Source organism: Pectobacterium polonicum, assembly GCF_005497185.1.
Taxonomy (GTDB): Bacteria; Pseudomonadota; Gammaproteobacteria; order Enterobacterales; family Enterobacteriaceae; genus Pectobacterium; species Pectobacterium polonicum.
In genome coordinates this window covers 16864-41810 of the sequence record NZ_RJTN01000006.1, presented here as the reverse complement: position 1 = coordinate 41810, position 24947 = coordinate 16864, and the positions used below count along the sequence as shown (strand labels likewise).

Below are 24947 nucleotides of genomic sequence, written 5' to 3'. Positions count from 1 at the left end.
ATTACGCGGTGCCGCCGACAGTCAGGCTTTCCAGCTTTAGCGTAGGCTGACCCACGCCGACAGGTAGGCTTTGCCCTTCTTTACCGCACACGCCGACGCCTTTATCCAGCGCCAGATCGTTGCCGACCATCGAGATCTGCTGCATCGCTTCAATGCCGGAACCAATCAGCGTTGCGCCTTTGACTGGCGTAGTGATACGGCCTTTTTCGATCAGGTATGCTTCAGACGTCGAGAAGACGAACTTGCCAGAAGTGATATCAACCTGACCGCCGCCAAAGTTTGGCGCATATAGACCGTATTCAACGCTGGAGATAATCTCCTCCGGCGTAGATTTCCCAGCCAGCATGTAGGTGTTGGTCATACGTGGCATCGGCAGATGCGCATAAGATTCGCGGCGACCGTTGCCCGTTGGCGCAACACCCATCAGACGAGCATTCATCTTGTCCTGCATATAGCCTTTCAGAATACCGTTTTCGATCAGGACATTGTATTGCCCCGGAACACCTTCATCGTCCATCGAAACCGAACCGCGACGTCCGCTCAACGTGCCATCGTCTACCACCGTACACAGCTCTGACGCAACGAGTTTCCCCATCTGTCCGCTGAACACTGACGTACCGCGACGGTTAAAATCGCCTTCCAGACCGTGTCCTACCGCTTCATGCAACAGCACGCCCGGCCAGCCAGCACCCAGCACCACAGGCATTGGTCCCGCAGGTGCCGCCACCGCCGACAGGTTAACCAGCGCCATACGCACGGCTTCTTTTGCCCAGGCATCGACGCGCGCTTCGCCGTCAGCCACTTCCCAGAAATAGTCATAACCGCCACGCAGGCCGCCGCCGCTGCTACCGCGCTCACGTTTACCTTCAGCTTCGACCAGCACGCTGATTGATAGACGTACCAGTGGACGCACATCCGCCGCCAGCGTACCGTCCGTCGCCGCCACCAGCACCAGCTCATACACGCCGGTCAGGCTGGCTGACACTTCCTGCACGCGCGCATCTGCGGCACGCGCAACCGTGTCGGCACGCTGCAACAGCGCAATTTTATCCTCACGCGTCAGGCTATCCAGCGGGTTCAACGTTGGATAGAGCGCATGATGCGATACCGCTCCCAACGTGTGCGCCGTGCCTGTACCCTGTTCGCGCACAATGCTGCGTGCTGCCTGCGCGCTCTGGTGCAATGCGTTCAGCGTAATCTGATCGGCATAAGCAAACCCGGTCTTTTCACCGTCAATCGCACGGATACCCACGCCCTGATCGATATTGTAAGAACCGTCTTTAATGATGCGATCTTCCAGAACCCAAGACTCATGGTAACTGGACTGAAAATAGAGATCGGCATAGTCCAGTCGACGCTCATTAAGCGACCCCAGCACAGCGGCGAGATCGTCAAGATTCAATTTGTTGGCGGTGAGTAACTGCTCACTGACAAACGAAAGGCTCATAGTTTTTCACTCTTTATCAGATAATCGGCTGAGTACGCTGCGCTGCCCTAACGGCATTATTCGCCTTTCTTCTTGTTCGGCTCACGCAGCACTTCCTGAATCTTTGGCTGATCGAGGCTACCGGAAATCTGGTAGCGAATCAGCGAAATCTTGTTCCATAGAGGTGCCAGCACTTTGCTGGCAGCAAACACCGCGGCCCCTATAACCGGATTGACGGCAAATGCGGTCGCCACACCCACCGTCGCAGAAATTTCCGGGGCAATAACCGCTTCCATATTGACCTGTCGCTTAGCGAGGTCGAGATCGCCTTTCATCGCGATATCCGCCTCCAGCCCGTCGATCAGCATATCATCAGTATGCAGCACGCCGTCTTTAATCCACGCGGTGCTACGAATCGAGTCGAAATAAAACCCCCGGCCAAACGTATCGCTAAAATCAAACCGCAGCTTACGCATCAGCGCATCGAAGCTCAATAAACGCAGCAGTTGTCCTGCCTGACCGGCACCGACTTCGGCAATTTCACCTTTGCCAATGCGTGTGTGCAATATCCCACTCAGGCTGGCAACATCCGGCGCCCAAGGCGTACCACGCCAATACAGATCGTAATCCACATCGAAAGAACCGGCCTTCAGCGGCGAATCGACACCAAACCAGTTAGCATTCTGCTCCAGACTCTCCCCCGTCAGACGGCCTTTTAGCGCGGTCCGTACCCCTTCTGCGTTTTCCTGCCAGGTGCCGTTGACCGTCAGGCGAGCCTTACCTGTATCAATGATACCGTCAGTCAGCGTTAATTTTTCCTTTTCTGGCAGCAGCGTTCCCTGAATACGTCCCATATTCTGCCCGATAATCCAGCACTGGCGGCAGTTCACCGCCAGCGACGGCCAGTCTTCAAAGCTGATGCTCGGATCGTTCAGCGGCGATTTTTTCTCCGCCAGAGCCACCGGATTGGTCGCTTCATTCCCTTTCCATTGAGGATTGTAGTAGAGATAATTGATGTCGCTGCGCCACATACCGCGATTAGGTATCGCAACCGTTCCGTCAATTTCGCGTCCTTTCGCCTGCACTTCACTGCCGCCAAGCGTATTTTTGCGCGTAATTTCCAGATCGTGCCACTGTTGCCCCAGCAACTGTAGCTCAGGGGTTCGTAGCGTCACGGCTTCAGGAAAACGAAGAGAACTACGCGCTTTTTTTCCTTCCACTGACGTCGAGGTACGCAGAGATGGCAAAAGCCCCAGCCAGCTTTCAGCATCCAATGGCGGAAGATCGAGCACCAGCGCAGCATCTTCTGGCAATGCAGGCGCTGCCGTTGCCGCATTTTGCCAGCTTGCCCGTGCCAGCGTCACGGTGTCGCCTTTTAGCAGCCATTGGCTATTGAAACGGTTATCTTTGCCCACTCGCCCTTGCATGGCAAAACCATTCAGGTCGCCGCTGGCTTTAACTTCCAGTGGCAAACTCTCGCCAGTTGGCTTATTTAGCGGGTTAGGTAAGTGACTGCTTACTTTGTTTAAATCAGCCTGTACATCAACATCATAAGTCGTTTTACCAGAATGCGGCAGGTTGACGGCCACCGTACTCTTCCAGCCTGCCGTGCCGGACAGGGCTTTGCTTGCCGATGCCGGTAAACCGGGCAAGAGCGCAGGCTGCCAGTCACCCTGCAAGCCAACATTCACCAGAAAAGCCTTCGCTTGTTCTTCTGTTGTGAAGTTGACTGCCATCGGCTGATTCAGCCAATTCGCCTGTAGCGTTTCACTGCGTAAGTTGCCGTTTTCATAGCGGAACTTACCCGTGAGATTCTTAATCGTGGTATCCAGCGGTTTGATGTACAGACTGTTATTGTTTAGCGTGATGTCGCCACTGGCGCGGACATCATCACCAACAAGTGGAATATCCAGATGCAGCGTGCCTTTCACCGCCCCGCCAATTTTCAGCTCATCCAGCGCCGTACCCAGCGAGGATTTCAGCGGCGTTTGATGAAAATAATTCCCCACCTCAGGCCCCGGACCGTCCAGTTCGCCATCAATGAGCAGCATCTCTTTTTCATAATCGGGAATGACCGCGCTAATATTTTTTCCTGCCACCTTACCCAGCCAGGTTTGCGGCGCAAACATCCACAGGCCGTTGTTAGCAAAATCCAGGTTGATATCCAGCGGCGTCAGCGCAGGCCAGCCAGGCTGAAACTCAAAGGTGGCCTCTTTCACCGGCACCCAGACTTCAAACTGGCCTTCGTTGTGCGTAAACGGGAAATGCTGCGGATTGCCAGCAAAGATCAGCGTCGCGTTATCGACACGGCCGCCCTTCAGCGCGCCGCTCAGATAATCCACCAGCTCAGTGCCCATAAACAGCTCGGGATAATAGCGCCAGGCATCCGCCGCATCGGTCAGCCGGATGCCTGCCAGAATATCCAGCTTCGGTTCGTGCTTGGTAGGCTGTTCATAACGGAAATCACCGTTAGCCCACAGTGATTTCGCCTGCACATCCAGCCCATGGCTCCAGAGCGCCAGACCCTGATCGTCGTCACGCCAGTCTATCGTGCCGCTGGCCTGCTTGATTTCCAGCGGCGCGCGGAACATATCCACATAGGGCAGCGTGCTCTGCTTTAGCGCTATGCTGACCTGACCACGCTCGGCGCTACCGCGGGCAGAGCCGGAGAAATGATCGACGCCCGGCAGCAGTTTCCACTGCTTCCAGCTCACATCCTGCCAATTGGCGTGAAAGCGGCTTCGCTCCGGCTGTTGCAGAGGGATATCGACGGCAACGGCATTCAATGTGCCTTTCGGTTGCAGTTCATCCCAATGTGCTTTCAAGGCTGGCGTCGTACCGGACAACAGTGGGAGCAGCGTGCTTACCCGCTCCAGCGCCAGATTACTGGCTCGAATACGTAGCTCTTCTTGTCGGTCAGGTCCCAGCATGTGTTCATTTTTTGGCAGCCAGAGCGCGGAGAGCCGGCCTTTCGGCCAGGCGATACCATCCGTTGCCAGATTCAATTCAGGAACCTCCACCTGCCAGCCGTTTTCCTGACGGCTGATATGTAGCGCCATATCATCGACATTCAGGCGATGTGCATCGCTACCTTCTCCCCAGCTTGCCGTCCCCTGATTGAGGAGCACATCACCACTGTGGATGCCACCATCACGGACGTTGAGCCACGCCGCCAGACTAAAATCAGCGCTTTCCAGCCCGGTATTGCTTTTCATCCAGCGGCTGAGCCAGGGCTTCATATCGATATTGTCCGCTTGCAGATAGAACGTGCCGTTGCCAAGCAACCCCCGTTCATCATGCAAATCCATGCGCATCTGCACTACGCCATGCTGGCCATTAAAGCTCGACAGGCTGATCAAACCTTCCGCACGGTGGCGCTTCTCGGAGTTCAACCAGGTCAGTTGCGGAATACTCAGTTCCGCTCGGGAACCGGAAGGGGTAAGAAAGGTAATCTGGCTATCACGCAGGTCAAAGTGGTCAAACTGGCGCAGGAAAAGATCGCTGACCTTCCCCGACTCCATCAGTTTGCTATCCTGCTTTTGCCCGTTAAATTGGCTATTAAGATCGAGCTTTAATTGATGAAATGTGAGATCGCGAAACTGCCAGCGCCCGTGCAACAGCGACTGCCACACATCCAGTGCCAGCGTAATACGGTCAACCTGCCAGTCTGATTCCGGCAGAGACGTGCGAAATTTTTCAATTTCCAACGTGGGGCCAAAGGACTCCCAACGCCCCGTCATTGAGCCGATTTCTAGCGGGACGCCAGCAGCGGACTGCGCCCAGGCCACCAGCTGTGGCCGAAAATGATCGAGCTGTGGCAGCACCAGTCTTAAGCCGCTAACTAACAGCGCAACCATCACGACAAGCGTGGCACCCGTGATGATGAGTATTCCGGGCAGTCGCCTCACTAATTTCTCCTTCTTTCGTCGCCGACGACGAGCGCACGAATTTACATCATTACGACGTCAAACTGCTCCTGGCTATACAGGGGTTCGATTTGTACTTTGACCTGTTTGCCGACGAAAATTTCAACCTCAGCTAGCGCGTGCGATTCTTCGCTTCTTAGCGCTTCCCCGACAGCCGGTGAGGCATAGACCAGGAAACGATCGGTATCATAAGCGTGGTGGACGCGCACAATTTCACGCATGATTTCATAGCAGACGCTTTCGACCGTCTTCACCGTGCCGCGACCATGACACGTCGGGCATTCATGACACAACACGTGTTCGATACTCTCACGCGTGCGTTTGCGCGTCATCTCCACTAATCCTAGTTGAGAGAAGCCGTTAATACTGGTTTTGACCCGATCTTTACTCAGCGCCTGCTCCAGTGAATGCAGCACCCGCCGACGGTGATCTTCGTTATTCATATCGATGAAATCGATAATGATGATACCGCCGAGGTTACGCAGTCGCAGCTGTCGTGCGATCGCCTGCGTCGCTTCCGTATTGGTATTGAAAATGGTTTCATCCAGATTGCGGTGGCCAACGAATGCTCCCGTGTTGATGTCAACGGTCGTCATCGCTTCCGTCTGGTCGATGATCAAATAGCCACCGGACTTCAATTCAACCTTTCTGTCCAGCGAACGCTGAATCTCATTTTCCACATCAAACAGGTCAAAAATCGGCTGTTTACCTGCATAGTGTTCAAGTTTGCGGGTCATCTCCGGGATATATTCGGAGGTAAATTCCAGCAGCGCTTCATACGTCAGTCGGGAGTCAATCCGAATACGATCCAACGCCGCACCGGCGAAATCACGCAAAATTCGCTGCGCGAGCGCCACCTCGCCGTAAAGTTTACATTTGGTCTGGTTGCGTTTTTTGCGCTCCATGACCTTGCCCCACAGACGCTTCAGGAACGCCGCATCCTGTGACAGCTCTTCTTCACCGATGCCTTCCGCTGCGGTACGAATGATGAAACCACCATCATCATCGCAATACTCAGCGACCGTTTTCTTTAAGCGCTCACGTTCCGCTTCGCTCTCAATCCGCTGTGACACGCCAACGTGCGAGGCACCGGGCATAAACACCAGATAGCGCGACGGCAGCGTGATATCGGTCGTCAGACGCGCACCTTTGGTTCCCAGCGGATCTTTGACCACTTGCACCATAAGATCCTGTCCCTGACGCACCAGTTCAGCGATATCACGGACGTGAAAATTCTTCTGTTCGTCACCGGCAACACATTCGGTGTGCGGCATAATATCGGACGCGTGCAGGAATGCCGCTTTATCCAGACCGATATCCACAAACGCCGCCTGCATGCCCGGCAGAACGCGGCTCACGCGACCCTTATAAATGTTGCCGACAATGCCGCGCTTCGCATCACGCTCAATATGAATTTCTTGCAGAATGCCGCCGTCGATATAGGCAACGCGCGTTTCTGACGGTGTAACGTTTACCAGTAACTCAGCAGTCATGTTTTCCTCTTGCACTCCGCAACGCAGCAAAATTACTGAATAGTTCGTGAGTTTCTACCAGCGGCAGTCCAACCACTGCGTAATAGCTCCCGTTAAGCGACCGGACAAAGCACCCACCTTTGCCCTGAATACCGTAAGCCCCTGCTTTATCCATCGGCTCACCGCTGGCAATGTATCGCTCGATATCCTGCGGCGAAAGCGGACGGAAGGTGACATCGGTTATCACCAGACAACTCAAGATATCGTCTTTATCTGCCAGCGCGACGGCAGTCATCACCTGATGTTGTTTCCCAGACAGCTGACTCAGCATCTCTGCCGCATGGGTTTCGTCGTGCGGTTTTTCCAATACCTGACCGTTCAGCACCACGATGGTATCTGCCCCCAGCACCGGCAAATCTAACGGTGCAATCGCGACGCCTGCGGCCGCTTTCTCATGCGCCAGACGCCGGACGTAAACGTCCGCCCCTTCCTCCGGTAAACGCTGTTCTTTCACCGCCGCATTCAGCACAGAAAAAGGGATGTCGAGCTGCGCAAGCAGTTCGCGGCGACGGGGAGAAGCGGAAGCCAGATAAAGCTGGGTCATGAATCACCTTATTGCACAGTAAACTGACGACGAATTTTACGCATCAGCAGGAACAGCCACGGCCAGAGTACCCCATCCACGACGCTGTTCCAGAGCGTTTCCGGTCGGAAAGAGACATTAATAACTAAAAATTCCGCCCAGAACACCGTGAGATCCATCAACAGCGACAGTAGCATGACAATTAATGCCTGCTGCCATAACGCCATATTACGGAACAGCTGGAATTTAAAGGCCACCAGATAAGCAATAATGCTCAACGCCAGCGCCCGTACTCCCAGTGTAGACCCAAGAATCAGGTCCATAATCAGACCCAATATAAATCCGGTGCCGACATTGACCCGATGCGGCAATGCCATCACCCAGTAAATAAGAAACAGCGTCAGCCAAGAGGGGCGAAACATGTAGATTTCATCCGGCCACGGCATAATCTGCAACACCATGGCGATCAGAAAAGAAAGCCAGATAATCCAGTTGCCATGCCTGCGATAACGGTTCATTGGCGACCTCTCTGCGACTCGGCAGTGGGCGCAGCGATATCAGGTGGAAGCGGCGGCCCCATTTCATCAGGTGAAGGTAACACCTGCGGCATCATCTGCATCAGGCGCTCATTGGCAACCCGATGCACTTCCGCTGGCGGCAGCGACGTATTGGCGTTATTTTCCACGCCCCACAGCAGTAATAGATAGCGTAGGCGCTGTAACCCTGCCGTCGGGCGAGCCTGAATAATCGTATAAGCTCGCTGTGTATCGGCTTTGACCGATGACACCACCGCAACCGGATACCCTTCAGGGAAACGCCCGCCCAGACCCGATGTGACTAACACGTCACCTACTCGGATATCGGTATTATTAGGCAAGTGCTCCAGTTGCAGATCGTCGGTACAACCATTACCAGCGGCAATCACGCGGATATCATTGCGTAGCACCTGAATCGGCAACGCGTGGGAAACATCACAAATCAATAAAACCCGGCTGGTAAACTGGCCAACCGCCACAACTTGACCCACCACGCCTTTATCGCTAATGACCGGTTGCCCTTCATACACGCCGTTCGCCTGACCTTTATCAATCACGACCTGATCGCTGTAAGGGTCAGTTCCAGCAGACATCACCTGCGTCACCATCTTCTGCTCATCCTGACGCAGCGGCGAGCCCAGCAGTTCTCGTAGCCGTGCATTTTCCTGCTTGAGCTGACCTAGCAGCAACAGGTCACTGTTTTTCATCAACAGTTCCTGACGCAGCGCGGTATTTTCAAGGCCTAATTGCTCACGAGTTGCCAATGAGGCAGACATGTTGTCCAGAGCCTGACGCGGTCCATTTGCCAGAAAATAGAATGGGCTGACGGCAGTATCCATGTACGTTCTGATTTTAGCGAACGAACCGAGCCGACTGTCCGCAACGATCACGACAATCGCGGTAACGACAGTAAGAAAAAGTCGTAATTGCAGGGAAGGTCCCCTGCTAAAAAGCGGCTTCATAAAGTTTGCGTATTCCTCGACAGCAACCTCAAATCGCTCCTGGCGATTTTTAACGTCACAAAGCAGCGCCCCATAGGGCTACAGGCAAATAAAAAAGGGGTAACCACGAGAGATGAAAAACGCAGGCGTTCATCCATCCGGTCCCCCCTTTTTCCAGACAGGATTACTCCTCGCTGAACAAATCGCCACCGTGCATGTCGATCATTTCCAGCGCCTTGCCGCCGCCACGGGCAACACAGGTCAGTGGATCTTCAGCCACCACAACCGGAATACCGGTTTCTTCCATCAGCAAACGATCCAGGTTACGCAGCAGCGCGCCGCCGCCGGTTAACACCATACCGCGTTCGGAAATGTCGGAGGCCAGTTCTGGCGGGCACTGTTCCAACGCGGCCATGACTGCGCTGACGATACCCGTCAACGGCTCTTGCAGCGCTTCCAGAATTTCATTGGAGTTCAGCGTGAACCCACGTGGAACACCTTCAGCAAGGTTACGGCCGCGTACTTCAATCTCCAGCACTTCGTCGCCCGGATAAGCGGAGCCGATTTCATGCTTGATACGTTCTGCCGTCGCTTCACCGATCAGTGAACCATAGTTACGACGAACGTAGTTGATGATCGCTTCATCAAAGCGGTCACCGCCAATACGCACTGAAGAGGAGTACACCACGCCGTTCAGCGAGATCACCGCCACTTCCGTCGTACCACCACCAATATCCACCACCATGGAGCCCGTCGCTTCAGATACTGGCATACCAGCACCGATCGCAGCCGCCATCGGCTCTTCGATCAGGAACACTTCACGGGCACCGGCACCCAGCGCAGATTCGCGAATGGCGCGGCGCTCAACCTGTGTCGCACCGACCGGCACACACACCAATACACGAGGGCTTGGACGCATAAAGCTGTCGTTATGCACTTGCTTGATGAAGTGCTGCAACATTTTTTCCGTGACCTGGAAATCGGCAATAACGCCGTCTTTCATCGGGCGAATCGCCACGATATTCCCAGGTGTTCTGCCCAGCATCTGCTTGGCATCATGGCCGACTGCTGCCACGCTTTTTTGGGAACCAGCACGATCCTGACGGATCGCAACCACAGAGGGTTCATTCAGTATGATGCCCTGCCCTTTAACATAAATTAGGGTATTGGCGGTACCCAGGTCGATGGACAAGTCGTTGGAAAACATGCCACGAAATTTCTTAAACATAACTAAAGGATAATCCTGCAAGCTGGGGGCGAAAAATAAATCCGCCTACTTTACCAACCACACGAAGCAGCGACAAGGCACGAAAAGGCTCTGCTTCGGTGAAAAATAAGTCTGCGTTGCGCATGTCGGCATCAGGGAGAAGACACAGAATGCCGTCTCCTCAGGCAGCAAGGCATTTTACCCCTGCCCACCCGACAGAATTGCACTAACACAGGACATAAAATCTAACATTTAATCGGATTGGCGCTAACGTAAGCACACACTAACCGATTTAACAAACGCCTCATTCTACGTCAATTTGAACAGGACGTTTATACTAAACACGATGCTGCGGTGAATATTTTTTCAGCTCATCCGTTACGGGGACTGATGCGGCAAAAAAATCGCCTTGCCCGCCATAAACCCCCTTGCCCAACAGCATCCGCCACTCCTCTTTGGTACGCACACCAGCGGCAAATACCCGGGTTTGCGTGCCTTTACAGGCCTCGGTCAAACTTTGCACAAAAAGCTGATTTTCCGGGCGACGCTCAAGGCTGCGTACCAAACCAGGATGAAGCTTGATAACCTCCACGGGGAGCGACTTAATATACGTCGTGCTAACCAGCGTCAAACCCGCCTGCGTGACCGCCAGGCGACAGCCTAATCCCAGAATCACAGTGAGAACCGGGCGCAGGCGACCGATATATTGACAAACATCAGCCTCAGCAAGTTCAAATAAAATGCGCTGCCGCTGCGTTTTCGGACATTGCAGTAAGACTTCTTTCAGCCAGCGCAAGAAAGGTTTTTGCAAAAGTGAGTCCACACTTACCGGTAAAGCCAGCGTTTCTCCGGGCCAATTCGCCGACAAATCAACAAGACGAGCCACAAGTTGCCGATCATAGCTGGTCGCCAACCCCAACTGTTGAACCAAAGGCATGTACTCTGCGGCGAGCAGTTCCTGTTCTCCGTCATAAATCCGGCTCATCATTTCACGATGATGCACAACCCCTTCTTTGGTGACCGCAGGCTTCTGATACAGCCGCGGCCCGCCACGCGCCAACGTCTGTTCCAGCAAGGTTCGCCATTTCACGCTGCCACGCCCTTTATCCGGCACCTGCCTGTCAAACACGCACCAGCTGTTACCGCCCTGCAATACCGCATTACGCGTCGCGTCCTCCACGCTTTCCATGACCTGCTCAGCGCTTTGCCCGCCGCGATAGGCACAAATACCAATGTGAAGAACCTCCTCCCGATCGATAAGTGGACAAGCAGGGAGAATATCGATGGCTTTCACCAGTTGCGTGGCAATCGCATTGGCTTCCTTTAACGTACTGTGAGGGAGTAATACGGTGAAATCGCTGCTGAAATAACGCGCCAGCAGTGCCGAAGGATAACGCATGACAAACGTCGACAGCAGGTTGACCAGCGTGAAACGGTATTCCTGAAGGAGATTGTTATCACCATGCGTTTCCTGCAACGTTTCAAAATCTGGCACACGGATCATCATCACAATACCGTGTGTCCCCACTTCTTCACCATCTTCCAACTGCGTGGTCAGTTGGTTGTCAAAAAACAGACGATTATTCAGTCCGGTTTCGGCATCCTGTGCGGCAAAGGCACGGATTAAGGTATCGACCCGCCCGCGTTCCTCACGCGCTTCCACTAAATCGGACAACAGTTGATCGAGTGCCCCGCTGGTATTGACGGGCCATTCACGCACCGACCCTTGCATCACTGATTCACGTTCGCCTTTGAGAATACGCTGTGCACGCTTTTCCAACTCTTCCTGTCCGGCAGCCTGACGGCGCAGCCAGCGAAGAGAGAAGTACAGCATCAGGAGCATCACGCCAGCTGCCAGCAAAACCGACAGCGTAGACACCACAAAGCGCGGTAAACCAATCAGTGGGTCGACATATTTTAAGGCGATCGTCATGTTCAAATGATGCATCAGCGGGAATTCGACCTCATGATAGAGATGCGTGCGTTCCCAACTGGCCTCAGGCAGCTGTATTGAATAGAGCGTCGAATCGTTATCCTGAATATCCAACGCCACAATGCCTGCCGTCTTCATCATTCCCGGCAGCCAATACTGGATATTTTCAGGCGATTGCACTAACAACGCCTGATCGATGCTGGCCGTGACCTCACGCAGCTGTTGTTCCGTTCGCGACTGGCTATAGTAACAGAGGCTAAATATGCTACTGAAAAGCATAAGAAAAATGGCGAGCGCTGTCAGCAATACCACGAGTATCGAGAATCTGGTCGTAAATCCCATCCCTGCGTCCTATTCCAAATAATTGTTATTTCTGCGAGTTTGTTGTTTTTTATCAGTTCGCATAGGCAAGCAACATAGTACCTTTATTAACAAATAGTACCTGTAATAACTATACCCTAAATAATTCGAGTTGCAGGAAGGCAGCGAGCGAGGGACAAATTCGTCTGGAACGAATTTGACCAGCCAACGGCTGGCCTTCGGTGAGAAACGCTAACATACAGCAGCTTGAAGAATGACGGGTATGATAGTCGTTAATGACTTCCCCATTTTAATCCTGCCACAGGAGATAGCCCATGCAGGCTTTAGTTCTTGAACAGTCAGACGGACTGACCCACGCTCAGATTCGCGAGATTGACGCAGAGCAGCTTCCCGCCGGGGACGTGACGGTCGATATCAGTTGGTCCAGCATTAATTATAAAGATGCGCTTGCCATTACGGGCAAAGGCAAAATTATTCGTAACTTCCCGATGGTTCCAGGGATCGATTTTGTCGGAACCGTGCGTCACAGTGACAGCGATCGGTTTGCCGTCGGCCAGCCCGTTATCCTGACCGGTTGGGGTGTAGGTGAAAACCATTGGGGCGGCCTGGCACAACAGGCGCGAGTGAAGAGCGATTGGTTGGTCCCTCTGCCCGCGTCGCTGGATGCGCGTAAGGCTATGATTCTTGGCACCGCAGGCTTTACTGCGATGCTGTGCGTGATGGCGCTGGAAGATGGCGGCATCACCCCGGAAAGCGGCGACATCATTGTGACGGGCGCCAGCGGCGGCGTCGGCAGCACAGCAGTCGCCCTGCTTGCAGAGCTAGGCTATCAGGTTACCGCCGTCAGCGGCCGTGCTGATAATACCGATTATCTGAAAAAACTGGGTGCCAAACAGGTGCTGGATCGCAGCGAATTCAGCGGAACGCCTCGCCCGTTGGAAAAACAACATTGGGCTGGCGCGGTGGATACCGTCGGCGATAACGTGCTGGCGACGTTGCTGGCACAGATGGATTACAACGCGACAGTCGCCGCATGCGGTCTGGCTGGCGGTATCGCGCTGCCAACGACCGTGATGCCATTTATTTTACGTAATGTTCGCCTGCAAGGCGTAGATTCCGTGATGGCACCGCTGGCGCGCCGTCAGCAAGCGTGGGAGCGTCTGGCTGCCATCCTGCCTGAGTCGTTCTATCAACAGGTGACGCAGGAAATCGGGTTGGAAGACGTCCCTGCCGTTGCCGCTGCCCTGCTGGAAAACAAAGTCACTGGCCGTACGCTGGTGAAAATCAGCTAACACCGTTCGTTGATGTCCCCAGCCACCTTTATGGTGGCTGTTACACCCTGCAAAAAAGTATTTCCTCTCTCCTGTCGCAGTTTCTACCGCAAGTCATCTATAACTAAGTGAACGGTAAGCATTAAAAACGCCACTTTGCGTCAACAATAATAATGACTGGCGGGAGTTCACATGCACAAACATCGCAAATTCACGGAAGCCGACGTTACCCCGGAATCCCTCTTTTATCAGCGTCGACGCGTATTAAAAGCGCTGGGTATTTCCGCTGCGGCGCTCTCACTGCCGTTTTCAGCACAGGCTGACCTGCTGGCCTGGTTTAAAGGCGGCGATAAACCCAAAGCGCCACCGGGTAAACCACTCACGTTTAGCCAACCCGCCGACTGGAAGCTCGATCTGCCGCTCACGCCGGAAGATAAAGTTACGGGCTATAACAACTTCTATGAATTCGGATTGGACAAAGCCGATCCGGCGGCCAATGCGGGCGGGTTAAAAACCGAAGGCTGGACCGTTAAGATAGATGGTGACGTCGCCAAGCCTCTCACGCTGGATATCGACGATTTGCTCAAACGCTTTCCGCTGGAAGAACGGATCTACCGTTTTCGCTGCGTCGAGGCGTGGTCGATGGTGATTCCGTGGGTCGGCTTTGAGCTGGCTAAGCTGATTAAATTCGCCGAACCCACCAGCAACGCCCGCTACGTGGCGTTTCAGACGCTTTACGACCCGGAACAGATGCCGGGGCAAAAAGATCGCTTCATGGGCGGCGGGCTGGATTATCCCTATGTAGAAGGGCTGCGGATGGATGAAGCCATGAATCCTCTGGCACTGCTGGCCGTCGGCGTCTACGGCAAGACGTTGCCGCCGCAGAACGGTGCGCCCATCCGGTTAGTTACGCCGTGGAAATATGGCTTCAAGAACATCAAATCCATCGTACATATCCGGTTCACTCGTGAGAAGCCGCCCTGCACATGGAATCTGGCGGCGCCAGACGAGTATGGCTTCTATGCCAACGTTAACCCGCATGTGGATCACCCACGCTGGTCGCAGGCGACAGAGCGCGTCATTGGCTCAGGTGGGTTACTTAACGTTGAACGTCAACCCACGCTGTTGTTCAACGGCTATGCCGATCAGGTCGCCTCGCTGTATCGCGGCCTGAATCTGCGCGACAATTTTTAGTTAACAACACAAAACATCTAGCTAATAACACAAAACTTCTCGCTACAGCATCCTGTCAGGATAGGAATTTACATCAGCATGAGACTGACGTTACAACACATTACCCGGTTAAAAGTGCTACTCCATCTGGCTGGTTTTCTGCCGCTGCTGTGGCTGATATTGTCAGTTGACCAAGGGTGGTTCAGCGCGGACCCCGCCAAAGATATCCAGCATTTTACCGGCCGAATGGCGCTGAAATTGCTGCTGGCGACGCTGTTGGTCACGCCACTGGCGCGCTACGGTAAACAGCCGCTGCTGATTCGCTGCCGACGCCTCCTCGGGCTGTGGTGCTTTTTCTGGGCGACGTTACATCTGGTGAGCTATGCACTGCTGGAGCTGGGTCTGGATCATCTGGCGCTGCTGGGAAAAGAACTGATATCCCGGCCGTATCTAACGTTGGGAATCATAAGCTGGCTGATTTTGCTGGCGCTGGCGGTGACATCACCACAGATAATGATGCGCAAGTTGGGATCGCAATGGCAAAAACTGCATAATTTCGTCTATTTAGTCGCCATCCTTGCGCCTATCCACTATCTTTGGTCAGTTAAAACGCTCTCCCCGCAGCCTATTTTATATGCGCTCGCGGCGCTGATCTTGCTGCTGTTACGTTATAAGAAATTTCGCCAATGGTGGCGCTAAACGCCGCAGCAATACAGGAAAAGCCGGTGACGGACCGCAGTGAAATTCACGCCTTCTCACGGTCTGGTGCAGGAATATCTCCGCAGATAAGACCAGTATTTAGCTGCGAATTGCCACGATATGGTTATAATGCACGACTTTACTTTCTCGGGCCGGACAATTTGCGTCACGAAAGGTGACAAACGAATAGCTTCGCGCTATTTTGTGCGACACGGTTTTGGCAATCTTGGTCAATCGCGGGAGATAGCAGCACAATGGCAGAAAATTTTCACATTTTGCTCTTGAACGGTCCAAATCTGAATCTGCTAGGAACCCGAGAGCCCGACAAATACGGTAACACGACGTTAGCAGACATTGTCAGCGAGCTGGAAACTCAGGCGCAGGCATTGAACGTGGAGTTTTCCCATCTGCAATCCAATGCGGAACATGTCCTGATCGATACCATCCATCAGGCCAGAGAAAACACAGACTTCATTCTGATTAACCCGGCGGCATTTACCCACACCAGCGTTGCGCTGCGTGATGCCTTGCTGGCGGTCGCGATTCCGTTTATCGAAATTCATCTGTCCAACGTGCACGCACGTGAGCCTTTTCGTCATCATTCCTATCTTTCTGATGTTGCGGTAGGCGTGATATGTGGCCTGGGGGCAGATGGTTATCAGTATGCTTTACAGACGGCGGTAAAACGCCTGTCAACTTCCAATTAAACAAAAGAGTACGGAACCACATCCATGGATATTCGTAAAATCAAAAAACTGATCGAACTGGTTGAAGAGTCCGGCATCGCCGAACTGGAAATTTCTGAAGGTGAAGAATCAGTACGTATCAGTCGTGCCCCAGCAGCGGTTAACTACCCGATGATGCAACAGGCTTACGCTACGCCAATGATGCAGCCACAGCCTGCTCTGGCTGCCGCCGTTGCACCAGCGCCAGTGGAAGCGCCTGCCGCACCGGCTGCCATCAGTGGACACATCGTTCGTTCTCCAATGGTTGGAACCTTCTATCGCACCCCAAGCCCGGATGCTAAAGCTTTCGTGGAAGTGGGTCAGCGCGTCAACGTTGGCGATACCCTGTGCATCGTCGAAGCCATGAAAATGATGAACCAGATCGAAGCCGACAAAGCGGGCGTGGTTAAAGCCATTCTGCTCGAAAGCGGTCAGCCGGTCGAATTTGACGAGCCACTGGTTGTCATCGAATAACGAGGCTTATCATGCTAGATAAAATCGTTATCGCTAACCGCGGAGAGATCGCACTGCGTATTTTGCGTGCCTGTAAAGAGCTGGGCATCAAAACCGTCGCCGTTCACTCCAGTGCGGATCGCGATTTGAAACACGTATTGCTGGCGGACGAAACCGTGTGTATCGGCCCGGCGCCGTCAACAAAAAGCTATCTGAACATCCCAGCGATTATTTCCGCTGCGGAAATCACCGGTGCCGTCGCGATTCACCCTGGCTACGGTTTCCTGTCCGAAAATGCGGATTTTGCCGAGCAGGTTGAACGCTCCGGCTTTATCTTCATCGGCCCACGCGCAGAAACCATTCGCCTGATGGGCGACAAAGTGTCTGCCATCACCGCAATGAAAAAAGCGGGTGTTCCGACCGTACCAGGCTCTGATGGCCCGTTAGACGGTGACATGGACGCTAACCGTGCTCATGCAAAACGCATCGGCTATCCGGTCATCATCAAAGCCTCTGGCGGCGGCGGTGGTCGTGGTATGCGTGTCGTGCGCAGCGACAAAGAGCTGGAACAATCCATCAACATGACCCGTGCGGAAGCCAAAGCGGCTTTCAACAACGACATGGTCTACATGGAAAAATATCTGGAAAACCCACGTCACGTGGAAATTCAGATTCTGGCTGATGGTCAGGGCCACGCCGTCTATCTGGCCGAGCGTGACTGCTCCATGCAGCGTCGCCACCAGAAAGTGGTGGAAGAAGCACCAGCACCGGGCATTACGGACGAACTGCGTCGTAATATCGGCGAGCGCTGCGCCAAAGCCTGTATTGATATCAACTATCGTGGTGCGGGTACGTTCGAGTTCCTGTACGAAAACGGTGAGTTCTACTTCATTGAAATGAACACCCGTATTCAGGTGGAACATCCGGTAACCGAAATGATTACCGGCGTGGATCTGATCAAAGAGCAGCTGCGCATCGCTGCCGGTCTGCCACTGTCCATCAAGCAGAAAGACGTCAAGGTTCGCGGCCATGCGGTAGAATGCCGTATCAACGCGGAAGACCCGAACTCCTTCCTGCCAAGCCCGGGTAAAATCACGCGTTTCCACGCGCCGGGCGGCTTTGGTGTCCGTTGGGAATCGCATATTTACGCCGGTTATACCGTACCGCCGTATTACGATTCCATGATCGGCAAGCTGATCACCTACGGCGAAACCCGCGAAATCGCGATTTCCCGTATGAAGAACGCGCTGGCTGAACTGATCATCGATGGCATCAAAACCAACATCGAACTTCAGATGAAGATCATGAGCGATGAGAACTTCCAGAGAGGTGGCACTAACATCCACTATCTGGAGAAGAAACTCGGCTTGCAGTAAACGCTTCGCAATCGAGTCAAAAGGCCAGCTTACGCTGGCCTTTGTTATTTTATTCCTTCGCGTATCAGTATTGGTAAGCAACACCTAACCAGTAGTTACGCCCTTCCTCAACATAGCCTTCCTGATAAGCGTAAGCCGTATCAAACAGGTTGTTGACCGACGCATTCACGCTAAAGCCAGCCCCCAGACGATAATCCAACCGCACATTGGTCATCGCAAATCCGCGCGTTTTATCGTTATTATCTGAATTATTGAATCCCCAGCTACGTGCTTCTTCCATCACCGTAATGCTGACCGGTTCGAAAGGCGTCATCGTTGCCCAGGCAAACACCTTATGCTTCGGTAAATCGACAATATTGCCGATATCCTTGCGCTTCACATCGCTATGAATCAGCCCATAGTTAACCCCGACGGTTAACCAGTCTTTGACATCACCGTGAATGCCCAGATCCAGGCCGTAGTAATCCACCCGACCGCTGTTACGGTTTTGGATCAAACTCGGCGTAATGTTATGTGACAGAATCGCATTTGATACCCGGTTGTAGTACACGCTGGCATCGTAACCCCAGCCTTCGGTCAGACCGCCGCGATAGTTCAACTCAAGGTTTTGCGCACGCTCGGGTTTTAAGTTCGGATTCACCAGCGCATCCTGATTTTTGGCCGGCTTAGAGGTGGTGTAACGCTCTTTTAGCGTAGGGAAACGGCTGCGTTCAGACAGCGATAATTGCAGCTCATCACGATTATCGAAACGATACTTCGTCATCATCTGCCAGTTAAACGCATCCTGATTGTTTTGGTCATAATTCGTTAGCGCCCCATTCTTTTCATGCTTCATGCCCTGCTTGCTGTCGCGCCAGTCGTAGCTCACGCCAAATACCGCATCCAGCTTCTCGGACACATTCCACTGGTATTCGCTTGCCATAGACCAGGTACGGTCCTTATAGCGATCGTACGGCGCGTTCAGTGCCCCTTTCTCGCGATGCACGTCATCTTTCCAGTGTACGGCGAACGACAGCAAATCCAGTTCGCGCATATCAATCCCTAATTGCAGCCCCGCACCGTTACTGAAATCCGCATAGTGGCTATAGTTACCGTTCTTATTTTTGAAATCCGCCAGCGTTTTATACATCAGCAAGGTATTTTCAAATTCATCATGATAGAAGCGGCTTTTCAGCGTCATTCTGTCACTGAGCTTGGTGGTACCCTGATAGTAATAACTTTCTTTGTTGTAGTCCGGCCATTGCCAATAGCGTGCCGACTGACCGCTGTTGCCCGCATAAGGTGGCGTATTCTTTTCCCCCTCCTGATTGATGTAGGTGAACGTATATTCATCGGATTCCCGCGGTGTGAACCCGACCTTGAGCATGCCGCGCTTATCATCATTCGCGGAATTCATCCGCTGGCCTTCGCTACCGGCTGTCGGGTTATCAACCCCATGAGGCAGCCCGGTAAAACGCTGTTTCTGACGGCTGCCGCTAATCTGGAAGAACCCCAGATCGCCTTTCCCACCAAATGACGCATCCATGTTATGTGCATTGTCACGCCCGCGTGCCCAGCCCTGATTCAAACGCACGTTCGCTTCCAGCTCTTTTTTTGGCCGCAGGGTCGTGAGGTTAATCGCGCCCCCCATTTGATTCGGGCCTTGCAGCAGCGAGGTATACCCTTTAGACACCTCAACCGCCGCCAGATCGGAAGCCTGAAAACGGCCAAGATCCAGATTCCCATCATAGGGAACATAAATCGGCACGCCGTCGAGAAAAACTGGCACCTGTCGACTATCAAAGCCGCGAACTTTTACCTGTTGTTCGCTACGCCCGCCTGATTTTTGTAACGTCACGCCCGGCACGGTATTCAGCGCTTCAGCCACGTTGCGTCGGTTTAGCTGGTTAATCTGCTCCTGATTCACAATATCGTTGGTCGCCGCGACTGGGCTGCTCCACACCGTCATCACGTCTTTATCCTTCGCGGCCTCAACCGCGTCACCAGAGGCGGCGTACGCACCAGAGACAGGTAATAAACTGGCGGACAACAACCAACTCAATTTCTTTATTTGCATGACATTGTTCCCTTTAAAAAAACGCATTGCTGTATAAATTTTTATATAACGATAGATGTCGCGACTTCCTGTAATCCGGGCGTTCAGGAAGGCGGCGTTAGCGTGTTGGCGTTAAAACGACACGAATATCGGCAGAGGGCGCATGGTAAGGTGCAGACGTGACCAGCAAAGAAACGCCGGTTTCGGCATAACGTTGAACCGTTTGCAGGTTGATTCCCCCCGCGGCAGACACCTTACACGCAGGCGCATGGCGAGCTGCGTAAGACAGCGTGGCGATCACCTGTTCAGGTGTAAACTTATCAAGCTGTAGAATATCGGGCCCGGCGCTGAGCGCGAGCATCGCCTCATCGGGACGATCCACTTCCACGATGATGGTTTTCTCCGGTGCCGCATGGCGCAATTGGGCAACATGGGCGACCCAGTCATCCTGATCCGGCAAAAAACGGCGGTGATTCGTGAATAACAGCACCGTTTCTGCACACCCCAAACGGTGCACAATTCCGCCCCCAGCCAGTACGGCCAGGATCGAGAGCAGCTTCGTACCCGGAATAATTTTGCGCGTACAGGCAATCTGCCCGTATGGAACCTCGCGGGTATAAATGGCCTTCATTTGATGCAGATATTCACTGACGCCGCAGCACCACTCCAGAACGTTCTGCGTAACCTTCCACCCTTGATGTAACGCGGCAACCTTTCCTGTTGCGGCAAGCATTGCCTCGCCGGGCTGCACGCAGTCGCCATCCTGAACGCAATGCGTCACCCGCAGCCCCAGCCGCTGTAGCAGTCGTTCCGCCACCGGCATCCCGCTCACGCATCCGCCCTGACGATGGAAAAACGTGATTTCACCTTCCCCTTGCCCGATTCTCAGCGCTCGGGTGGTGACATCACCGTACTGAATATCTTCCAGCAAGATCTGATCAAGGTACGCATCTGGGATATAAATCATCGTACGAACTCCGCATGCGGAACCACATTCCAGTAGACAAACGCCCAATCTCGCGTCGGAGAAACGAGCGGAATATCATCATCCTGATGTGTCTCGTAATAGATTTTCAGGCGCTGTTTCTCCTCCTCATTCAGCTTGCCTAACGACCAGGACACACCGTCCGCAAAACGTTCGAAGGTTTCGGCATGCCTTTGGCAATTCTGCCCGCGAATAAAGCTCACGTTGGCGTGAATTCCCATGCGATAGAGGATATTTACGGCATAGATATAGTTCGGTAACGATGTCGAGGTTCGCCCAATCGCCGCCGATATCCGTGGATCAACAAACGTAGGGGAAACCGTGTGGGTGGTGTACACCCGAAGGCGAGCTTTCTGATTCAGCTTGTAGAGCGCCGCGGCCAGATCCGTGACTAGCGTCGATCGCGATGCCACCACAATGTCGCAATCGGGTAAATCCGCCCAGTCGTCTTCCCAAGCACGGTGAGTAAACGTCGCATTCGCTACCCCCATCGCATCGGCCCGACGGCGTGCCACGTCCAGCATGCCCTCGCTGTAATCAATGCCGTAAACCTGTTCAAGCCGCGACGCCACATTCAGACATACCGATCCCGGTCCGCACCCAACGTCCAGCAGCGTTTTAGCCCCCGAAAAATCCATGTTGGCGATAAACCGATCCAGATACGGATCGCGTGGCCCCGCGCACCCTACAGCCATGCTTTCTGCGCGCTTATCCCAGTGGTCAGGTGTCTTGGCGGTTCTGGCCGCCAGCGCCATATGCGCTTGATAAAGCGCGGAAAAATCAATCTCATCGATAATCATATTCTCTTCCTGACTTCTCTTTTTATTAGATGCTGCTTGTCTGCACATCAGGTGCGGAAATGGGCGTGAATATCGGCTTCTTTTACGCCGTACAGCGCCGCCAGCCTCGTCGGCGTCAACAGAACGTCTGGGCTTCCCTGCTCCGTTCCCGCATCTGGATGCAGCAAGACCACGTTATCCGCCACGGCTCGCGCATGCTGGGGGTGGTGTGTGGACATCAGCACCGCCATCCCGCTTTCTTTGAGCTGCCTTATGTGTGCCAGTAATCGAATCTGGTTGCCAAAATCCAGACTAGCGGCGGGTTCATCCATCACCATCAGCAAAGGCTGCTGTATTAGCGCACGAGCAATCAGTACACGCTGCCGCTCGCCTCCGCTCAGCATCGCGTATGAGCGCTGACTCAGCGACAAAATCCCGAGCTGGGATAGCACCGCTTCGGCATGCGTGACTTCACGTTTCCCCGGCGTGGAAAAGAGCGACAAACGGGGATGGCATCCCATCAGCACCATATCCAACACGCGGAAAGCAAAAGGCGAGTCATGCGCCTGAGGCACATAGGCAGCAACCTGTGCGAGCGCACTGGCAGACCAATCGGCAATGGGTTTCTCAGCGATGTGTATCTGACCGGAAAAGGCAGGAATCAAGCCCAGCAGCGTGCGCATCAGGGTCGTTTTGCCGCTGCCATTGGTGCCCAGCAAGCAGGTAATCTGCCCGGATGGCAGCGAAAACGAAATGTCGCGGTTCACAACGGTTCGACCATATCCGACGCTCACCGCCTGAAGCGTGGCGATGCAGGTATCCGTCATGCTCTTTCCCCTCTTAACAGCAGGAGCAGAAAGAAGGGCGCACCAATGGATGACGTCAGAATGCCTAGCGGTAGCTCAATCGCGGCGATCGTACGCGCTAGCGTATCGGTGAGTAACAGCAGCAGTGCCCCGACCGCAATAGAGACAGGCAATAACCGATTGAAATTGTCTCCGACGATCAAACGGCAGATGTGTGGCACCACCAGCCCAATCCACCCAATAATTCCCGCAATCGACACCGCGCTGGCGGTAATTAACGTCGCCGCAAAGATGAATAACAGCCGCGTATAAAAAATATTCACGCCCAGCGTGCGGGCTTCTTCATCCGGCAGGCTCAACAGGTTCATGCGCCAACGCAGTAAAATGAGCGGTGCCAGCCCAATCACAATCAATATTGCTGCGACTTTTAAGTCCTGAACCGTGGTGGCGGATAGCCCGCCCAATAACCAGAAGGTAATAGACGGTAACTGAGTATAGGGATCGGCCAGGATCTTGATCAGCGCGATCGCCGCACCGCCTAATGCGCCGATCGCCATGCCCACCAACACCAGCGCCAAGACGGGATCGTGTCGCTTCGCCATACGAGCAATCAGGCAAACCAGCGTCACCGCCCCCAGCCCGCCGACAAATGCCAGCAGCTGAATAAACAGCATCGGTAAACCGAGGAAAATCCCGAGCGTCGCCCCTACGCCAGCACCGGCAGAGACGCCAAGAATATCCGGGGAAACCAGAGGATTACGGAACATACCCTGATAAGCCGCGCCAGCGGCGGCCAACCCGGCACCAATCAGCATCGCCGCCAGCATGCGCGGCAAGCGAATATTCCAGAACACGGTCGCTTTACGTGGCTCGATCGACGCCGCTCCCTGCGGGGCAGTGATAATTTGCAGGATTTCCTGCACAGAAAGGGAATAGTGTCCCACCGTTAACGCCAGCAGCGCACTGCCGATCAGCAAAACCCCCAGCACTAGAGTAATGGTATGGCTTTTCATACCACTCTCAGCAACGACTCAAGCTGCGCATCATTCAGATCGGTATGGTAAAACAGGCGGAAAAACGTTCGGGTATCGCTTTTAAGGTGCTGCGCGACGACGGGATCAAAATGGCTTTGTAAACGGCACAGCCCCAGCAGCCGATTAAGGCCGGGCGGCGCATCCAGCCAGCCGAACGGCAGACCGGACATCAGGATAACGCGCCGCTGTGCAACCGCGTGTACGCCTTGCCATTGCTCAGAGTGCGTAATGTGCTGATAGCTCTGCACATCCTGCGTGATGATAAGCTCCGGATTCCACCTCAGAATGTGCTCCATCGACACCTGAGTCAGCGTTTTTAGCTCCCCTGCGGTAGCGACGTTCTCAAAACCCAATAGCTCCACCGCTTCGGTGTGGAGAGAACCACGCAAGCCGGTTTCCAGCCCCATCGCCCCGCGAGCGAAATAAAAACGCGGCTTCTCAGCTTGTGTATTGGTGCGGTAATCATTCGCACGCTGCAAAATCACCTCGGCAAACTGCGCCTGCTGCTCCGCTCGCTCTGCGACATTCAGTAACTGCCCCACCTGCCGGAGCTGCGAAGGCGTATCCTGAAGGCCGCCATCCACCAGCACGTAAGGCACACCGGTTTGCTGTGCTGTTCTCTGCGCCAGAGAGCGGTAGGTTTCATCAGCATTCCCGCAGTCGATGATGATGTCTGGGTTCAGCGTCAGCAGTTTTTCCAGTGATAACGTACTGGCTCGGCCCGATAAACGTCCCAAACGCGGCAAGCGGCGAACAGTTTCAGAAAACAGCACGCCCGATTCACCCGATAAATCAAACGATGAAAACCCAAGCAGCTTTTCTGGAACCAGCGCTAACAACAGCAAATCCGCAGGTGGCCCCGCGCTGATGACACGCTGAATATCAGAAGGGGCGGGAACTTGACCAAACCGCCCGGCAATGCGGTCAAACGCATGCGCAAAGGAAGCAGGAAAAAGAGGTAAAGCAGACAATGCCGCCAGATACGACAAAAAAGTACGCCTGTTAATTCCCATGGTGATCCCAGAGTTAAATAATATCGTTATATATATTTTTATATAATGATATTATCCACACACAAAATTCAGGGTCAATCATCCAGATCACATTTCCAGCGATACCTGACGTGGGTCATTTGAACGGCAAAATAAGAGACGTTTTACGCGGGATACATCAGAAGGGAGAAATTATTTACGGTCAATAATAAGCCGATAAACCCGTACCTGTTGGTAGTTTATCGGCTGAAAGCGCAATGATTTGCTAAAGCAA

At 53.7% G+C, this 24947-nt stretch carries 20 protein-coding genes; 6 read left to right on the top strand and 14 right to left on the bottom strand.

Translation table 11 applies throughout. The features are described 5' to 3' along the window. Window position 1 precedes the first annotated feature (1 nt). The 8 genes from tldD to csrD all read right to left on the bottom strand — a co-directional run bounded on the left by tldD (window position 2) and on the right by csrD (window position 12366). Window positions 2-1447 (bottom strand): metalloprotease TldD, encoded by a 1446-nt coding sequence (gene tldD, locus EDI29_RS08870; protein ID WP_137740609.1) that lies wholly within the window; start codon window positions 1445-1447, stop codon window positions 2-4. Window positions 1448-1503: 56 nt separating this feature from the next. Continuing rightward, the gene (gene yhdP / locus EDI29_RS08865; protein WP_137740608.1) at window positions 1504-5334 is read right to left on the bottom strand and encodes an AsmA2 domain-containing protein YhdP; all 3831 of its coding nucleotides are present in this window, start codon (window positions 5332-5334) and stop codon (window positions 1504-1506) included. Between the two features lie 41 nt (window positions 5335-5375). Continuing rightward, the gene (gene rng / locus EDI29_RS08860; protein WP_005975412.1) at window positions 5376-6845 is read right to left on the bottom strand and encodes a ribonuclease G; all 1470 of its coding nucleotides are present in this window, start codon (window positions 6843-6845) and stop codon (window positions 5376-5378) included. Beyond that, window positions 6835-7428 carry a Maf family protein gene (locus EDI29_RS08855; protein ID WP_137740607.1) on the bottom strand — a complete coding sequence of 198 codons (594 nt, stop codon included), beginning with the start codon at window positions 7426-7428 and terminating at the stop codon, window positions 6835-6837. The genes rng and EDI29_RS08855 overlap by 11 nt, the downstream gene beginning before the upstream one ends. An 8-nt stretch (window positions 7429-7436) precedes the next feature. After that, the gene (gene mreD, locus EDI29_RS08850; RefSeq protein ID WP_137740606.1) at window positions 7437-7925 is read right to left on the bottom strand and encodes a rod shape-determining protein MreD; all 489 of its coding nucleotides are present in this window, start codon (window positions 7923-7925) and stop codon (window positions 7437-7439) included. Continuing rightward, window positions 7922-8905: a rod shape-determining protein MreC gene (mreC, locus tag EDI29_RS08845; protein WP_137740605.1), complete on the bottom strand. Its 984-nt coding sequence runs from the start codon at window positions 8903-8905 to the stop codon at window positions 7922-7924. Before mreC ends, mreD begins: the two co-directional genes overlap by 4 nt. Window positions 8906-9068: 163 nt before the next feature. Further along, window positions 9069-10112 carry a rod shape-determining protein MreB gene (mreB, locus tag EDI29_RS08840; protein WP_107170717.1) on the bottom strand — a complete coding sequence of 348 codons (1044 nt, stop codon included), beginning with the start codon at window positions 10110-10112 and terminating at the stop codon, window positions 9069-9071. Between the two features lie 316 nt (window positions 10113-10428). Beyond that, window positions 10429-12366, bottom strand: a complete 1938-nt coding sequence (csrD, locus tag EDI29_RS08835) for an RNase E specificity factor CsrD (RefSeq protein ID WP_137740604.1) — start codon at window positions 12364-12366, stop codon at window positions 10429-10431. Between the two features lie 293 nt (window positions 12367-12659). Here csrD and acuI point away from each other — a divergent pair, with 293 nt between their 5' ends. The 6 genes from acuI (at window position 12660) to accC (ending at window position 18042) form a co-directional block, all read left to right on the top strand. Then, window positions 12660-13637: an acrylyl-CoA reductase (NADPH) gene (gene acuI, locus EDI29_RS08830; RefSeq protein WP_137740603.1), complete on the top strand. Its 978-nt coding sequence runs from the start codon at window positions 12660-12662 to the stop codon at window positions 13635-13637. 171 nt (window positions 13638-13808) lie between these two features. Beyond that, on the top strand, window positions 13809-14810 hold the full coding sequence (gene msrP, locus EDI29_RS08825) for a protein-methionine-sulfoxide reductase catalytic subunit MsrP (protein WP_137740602.1): 1002 nt from the start codon (window positions 13809-13811) through the stop codon (window positions 14808-14810). A 78-nt stretch (window positions 14811-14888) separates the two neighbouring features. Next, window positions 14889-15488, top strand: a complete 600-nt coding sequence (gene msrQ / locus EDI29_RS08820; RefSeq protein ID WP_137740601.1) for a protein-methionine-sulfoxide reductase heme-binding subunit MsrQ — start codon at window positions 14889-14891, stop codon at window positions 15486-15488. Window positions 15489-15742: 254 nt separating this feature from the next. Beyond that, window positions 15743-16195, top strand: a complete 453-nt coding sequence (aroQ, locus tag EDI29_RS08815) for a type II 3-dehydroquinate dehydratase (protein ID WP_137740600.1) — start codon at window positions 15743-15745, stop codon at window positions 16193-16195. A 24-nt stretch (window positions 16196-16219) separates the two neighbouring features. Beyond that, entirely contained in the window at window positions 16220-16687 is a 468-nt protein-coding gene (gene accB, locus EDI29_RS08810; protein ID WP_137740599.1) for an acetyl-CoA carboxylase biotin carboxyl carrier protein, read from the top strand. 11 nt (window positions 16688-16698) lie between these two features. After that, on the top strand, window positions 16699-18042 hold the full coding sequence (gene accC, locus EDI29_RS08805) for an acetyl-CoA carboxylase biotin carboxylase subunit (RefSeq protein ID WP_103861671.1): 1344 nt from the start codon (window positions 16699-16701) through the stop codon (window positions 18040-18042). Between the two features lie 64 nt (window positions 18043-18106). On the opposite strand, the gene EDI29_RS08800 is transcribed toward accC, so the two are convergent. The 6 genes from EDI29_RS08800 to EDI29_RS08775 form a co-directional block, all read right to left on the bottom strand. Continuing rightward, a complete protein-coding gene (locus EDI29_RS08800; protein ID WP_137740598.1) occupies window positions 18107-20098 on the bottom strand; it encodes a TonB-dependent receptor plug domain-containing protein in 1992 nt (663 codons plus the stop codon). 97 nt (window positions 20099-20195) lie between these two features. After that, the gene (modD, locus tag EDI29_RS08795) at window positions 20196-21044 is read right to left on the bottom strand and encodes a ModD protein (RefSeq protein WP_137740597.1); all 849 of its coding nucleotides are present in this window, start codon (window positions 21042-21044) and stop codon (window positions 20196-20198) included. Beyond that, a complete protein-coding gene (locus tag EDI29_RS08790) occupies window positions 21041-21862 on the bottom strand; it encodes a class I SAM-dependent methyltransferase (protein ID WP_137740596.1) in 822 nt (273 codons plus the stop codon). Before EDI29_RS08790 ends, modD begins: the two co-directional genes overlap by 4 nt. A gap of 47 nt (window positions 21863-21909) precedes the next feature. After that, window positions 21910-22668, bottom strand: coding sequence for an ABC transporter ATP-binding protein (locus EDI29_RS08785; protein WP_137740595.1), 759 nt, complete (start codon window positions 22666-22668; stop codon window positions 21910-21912). Further along, window positions 22665-23660 (bottom strand): FecCD family ABC transporter permease, encoded by a 996-nt coding sequence (locus EDI29_RS08780; protein ID WP_137740594.1) that lies wholly within the window; start codon window positions 23658-23660, stop codon window positions 22665-22667. The genes EDI29_RS08785 and EDI29_RS08780 overlap by 4 nt, the downstream gene beginning before the upstream one ends. Then, the gene (locus EDI29_RS08775) at window positions 23657-24694 is read right to left on the bottom strand and encodes an ABC transporter substrate-binding protein (RefSeq protein WP_137740593.1); all 1038 of its coding nucleotides are present in this window, start codon (window positions 24692-24694) and stop codon (window positions 23657-23659) included. The genes EDI29_RS08780 and EDI29_RS08775 overlap by 4 nt, the downstream gene beginning before the upstream one ends. Window positions 24695-24947 lie beyond the last annotated feature (253 nt).

Excerpts from the sequence above, each read along its gene's own strand:
- tldD (WP_137740609.1), bottom strand. The coding sequence starts at position 1,447 with ATGAGCCTTTCGTTTGTCAGTGAGCAGTTACTCACCGCCAACAAATTG.
- rng (WP_005975412.1), bottom strand. The coding sequence starts at position 6,845 with ATGACTGCTGAGTTACTGGTAAACGTTACACCGTCAGAAACGCGCGTT.
- EDI29_RS08855 (WP_137740607.1), bottom strand. The coding sequence starts at position 7,428 with ATGACCCAGCTTTATCTGGCTTCCGCTTCTCCCCGTCGCCGCGAACTG.
- mreD (WP_137740606.1), bottom strand. The coding sequence starts at position 7,925 with ATGAACCGTTATCGCAGGCATGGCAACTGGATTATCTGGCTTTCTTTT.
- mreC (WP_137740605.1), bottom strand. The coding sequence starts at position 8,905 with ATGAAGCCGCTTTTTAGCAGGGGACCTTCCCTGCAATTACGACTTTTT.
- mreB (WP_107170717.1), bottom strand. The coding sequence starts at position 10,112 with ATGTTTAAGAAATTTCGTGGCATGTTTTCCAACGACTTGTCCATCGAC.
- csrD (WP_137740604.1), bottom strand. The coding sequence starts at position 12,366 with ATGGGATTTACGACCAGATTCTCGATACTCGTGGTATTGCTGACAGCG.
- acuI (WP_137740603.1), top strand. The coding sequence starts at position 12,660 with ATGCAGGCTTTAGTTCTTGAACAGTCAGACGGACTGACCCACGCTCAG.
- msrP (WP_137740602.1), top strand. The coding sequence starts at position 13,809 with ATGCACAAACATCGCAAATTCACGGAAGCCGACGTTACCCCGGAATCC.
- msrQ (WP_137740601.1), top strand. The coding sequence starts at position 14,889 with ATGAGACTGACGTTACAACACATTACCCGGTTAAAAGTGCTACTCCAT.
- aroQ (WP_137740600.1), top strand. The coding sequence starts at position 15,743 with ATGGCAGAAAATTTTCACATTTTGCTCTTGAACGGTCCAAATCTGAAT.
- accB (WP_137740599.1), top strand. The coding sequence starts at position 16,220 with ATGGATATTCGTAAAATCAAAAAACTGATCGAACTGGTTGAAGAGTCC.
- accC (WP_103861671.1), top strand. The coding sequence starts at position 16,699 with ATGCTAGATAAAATCGTTATCGCTAACCGCGGAGAGATCGCACTGCGT.
- EDI29_RS08800 (WP_137740598.1), bottom strand. The coding sequence starts at position 20,098 with ATGCAAATAAAGAAATTGAGTTGGTTGTTGTCCGCCAGTTTATTACCT.
- modD (WP_137740597.1), bottom strand. The coding sequence starts at position 21,044 with ATGATTTATATCCCAGATGCGTACCTTGATCAGATCTTGCTGGAAGAT.
- EDI29_RS08790 (WP_137740596.1), bottom strand. The coding sequence starts at position 21,862 with ATGATTATCGATGAGATTGATTTTTCCGCGCTTTATCAAGCGCATATG.
- EDI29_RS08785 (WP_137740595.1), bottom strand. The coding sequence starts at position 22,668 with ATGACGGATACCTGCATCGCCACGCTTCAGGCGGTGAGCGTCGGATAT.
- EDI29_RS08780 (WP_137740594.1), bottom strand. The coding sequence starts at position 23,660 with ATGAAAAGCCATACCATTACTCTAGTGCTGGGGGTTTTGCTGATCGGC.
- EDI29_RS08775 (WP_137740593.1), bottom strand. The coding sequence starts at position 24,694 with ATGGGAATTAACAGGCGTACTTTTTTGTCGTATCTGGCGGCATTGTCT.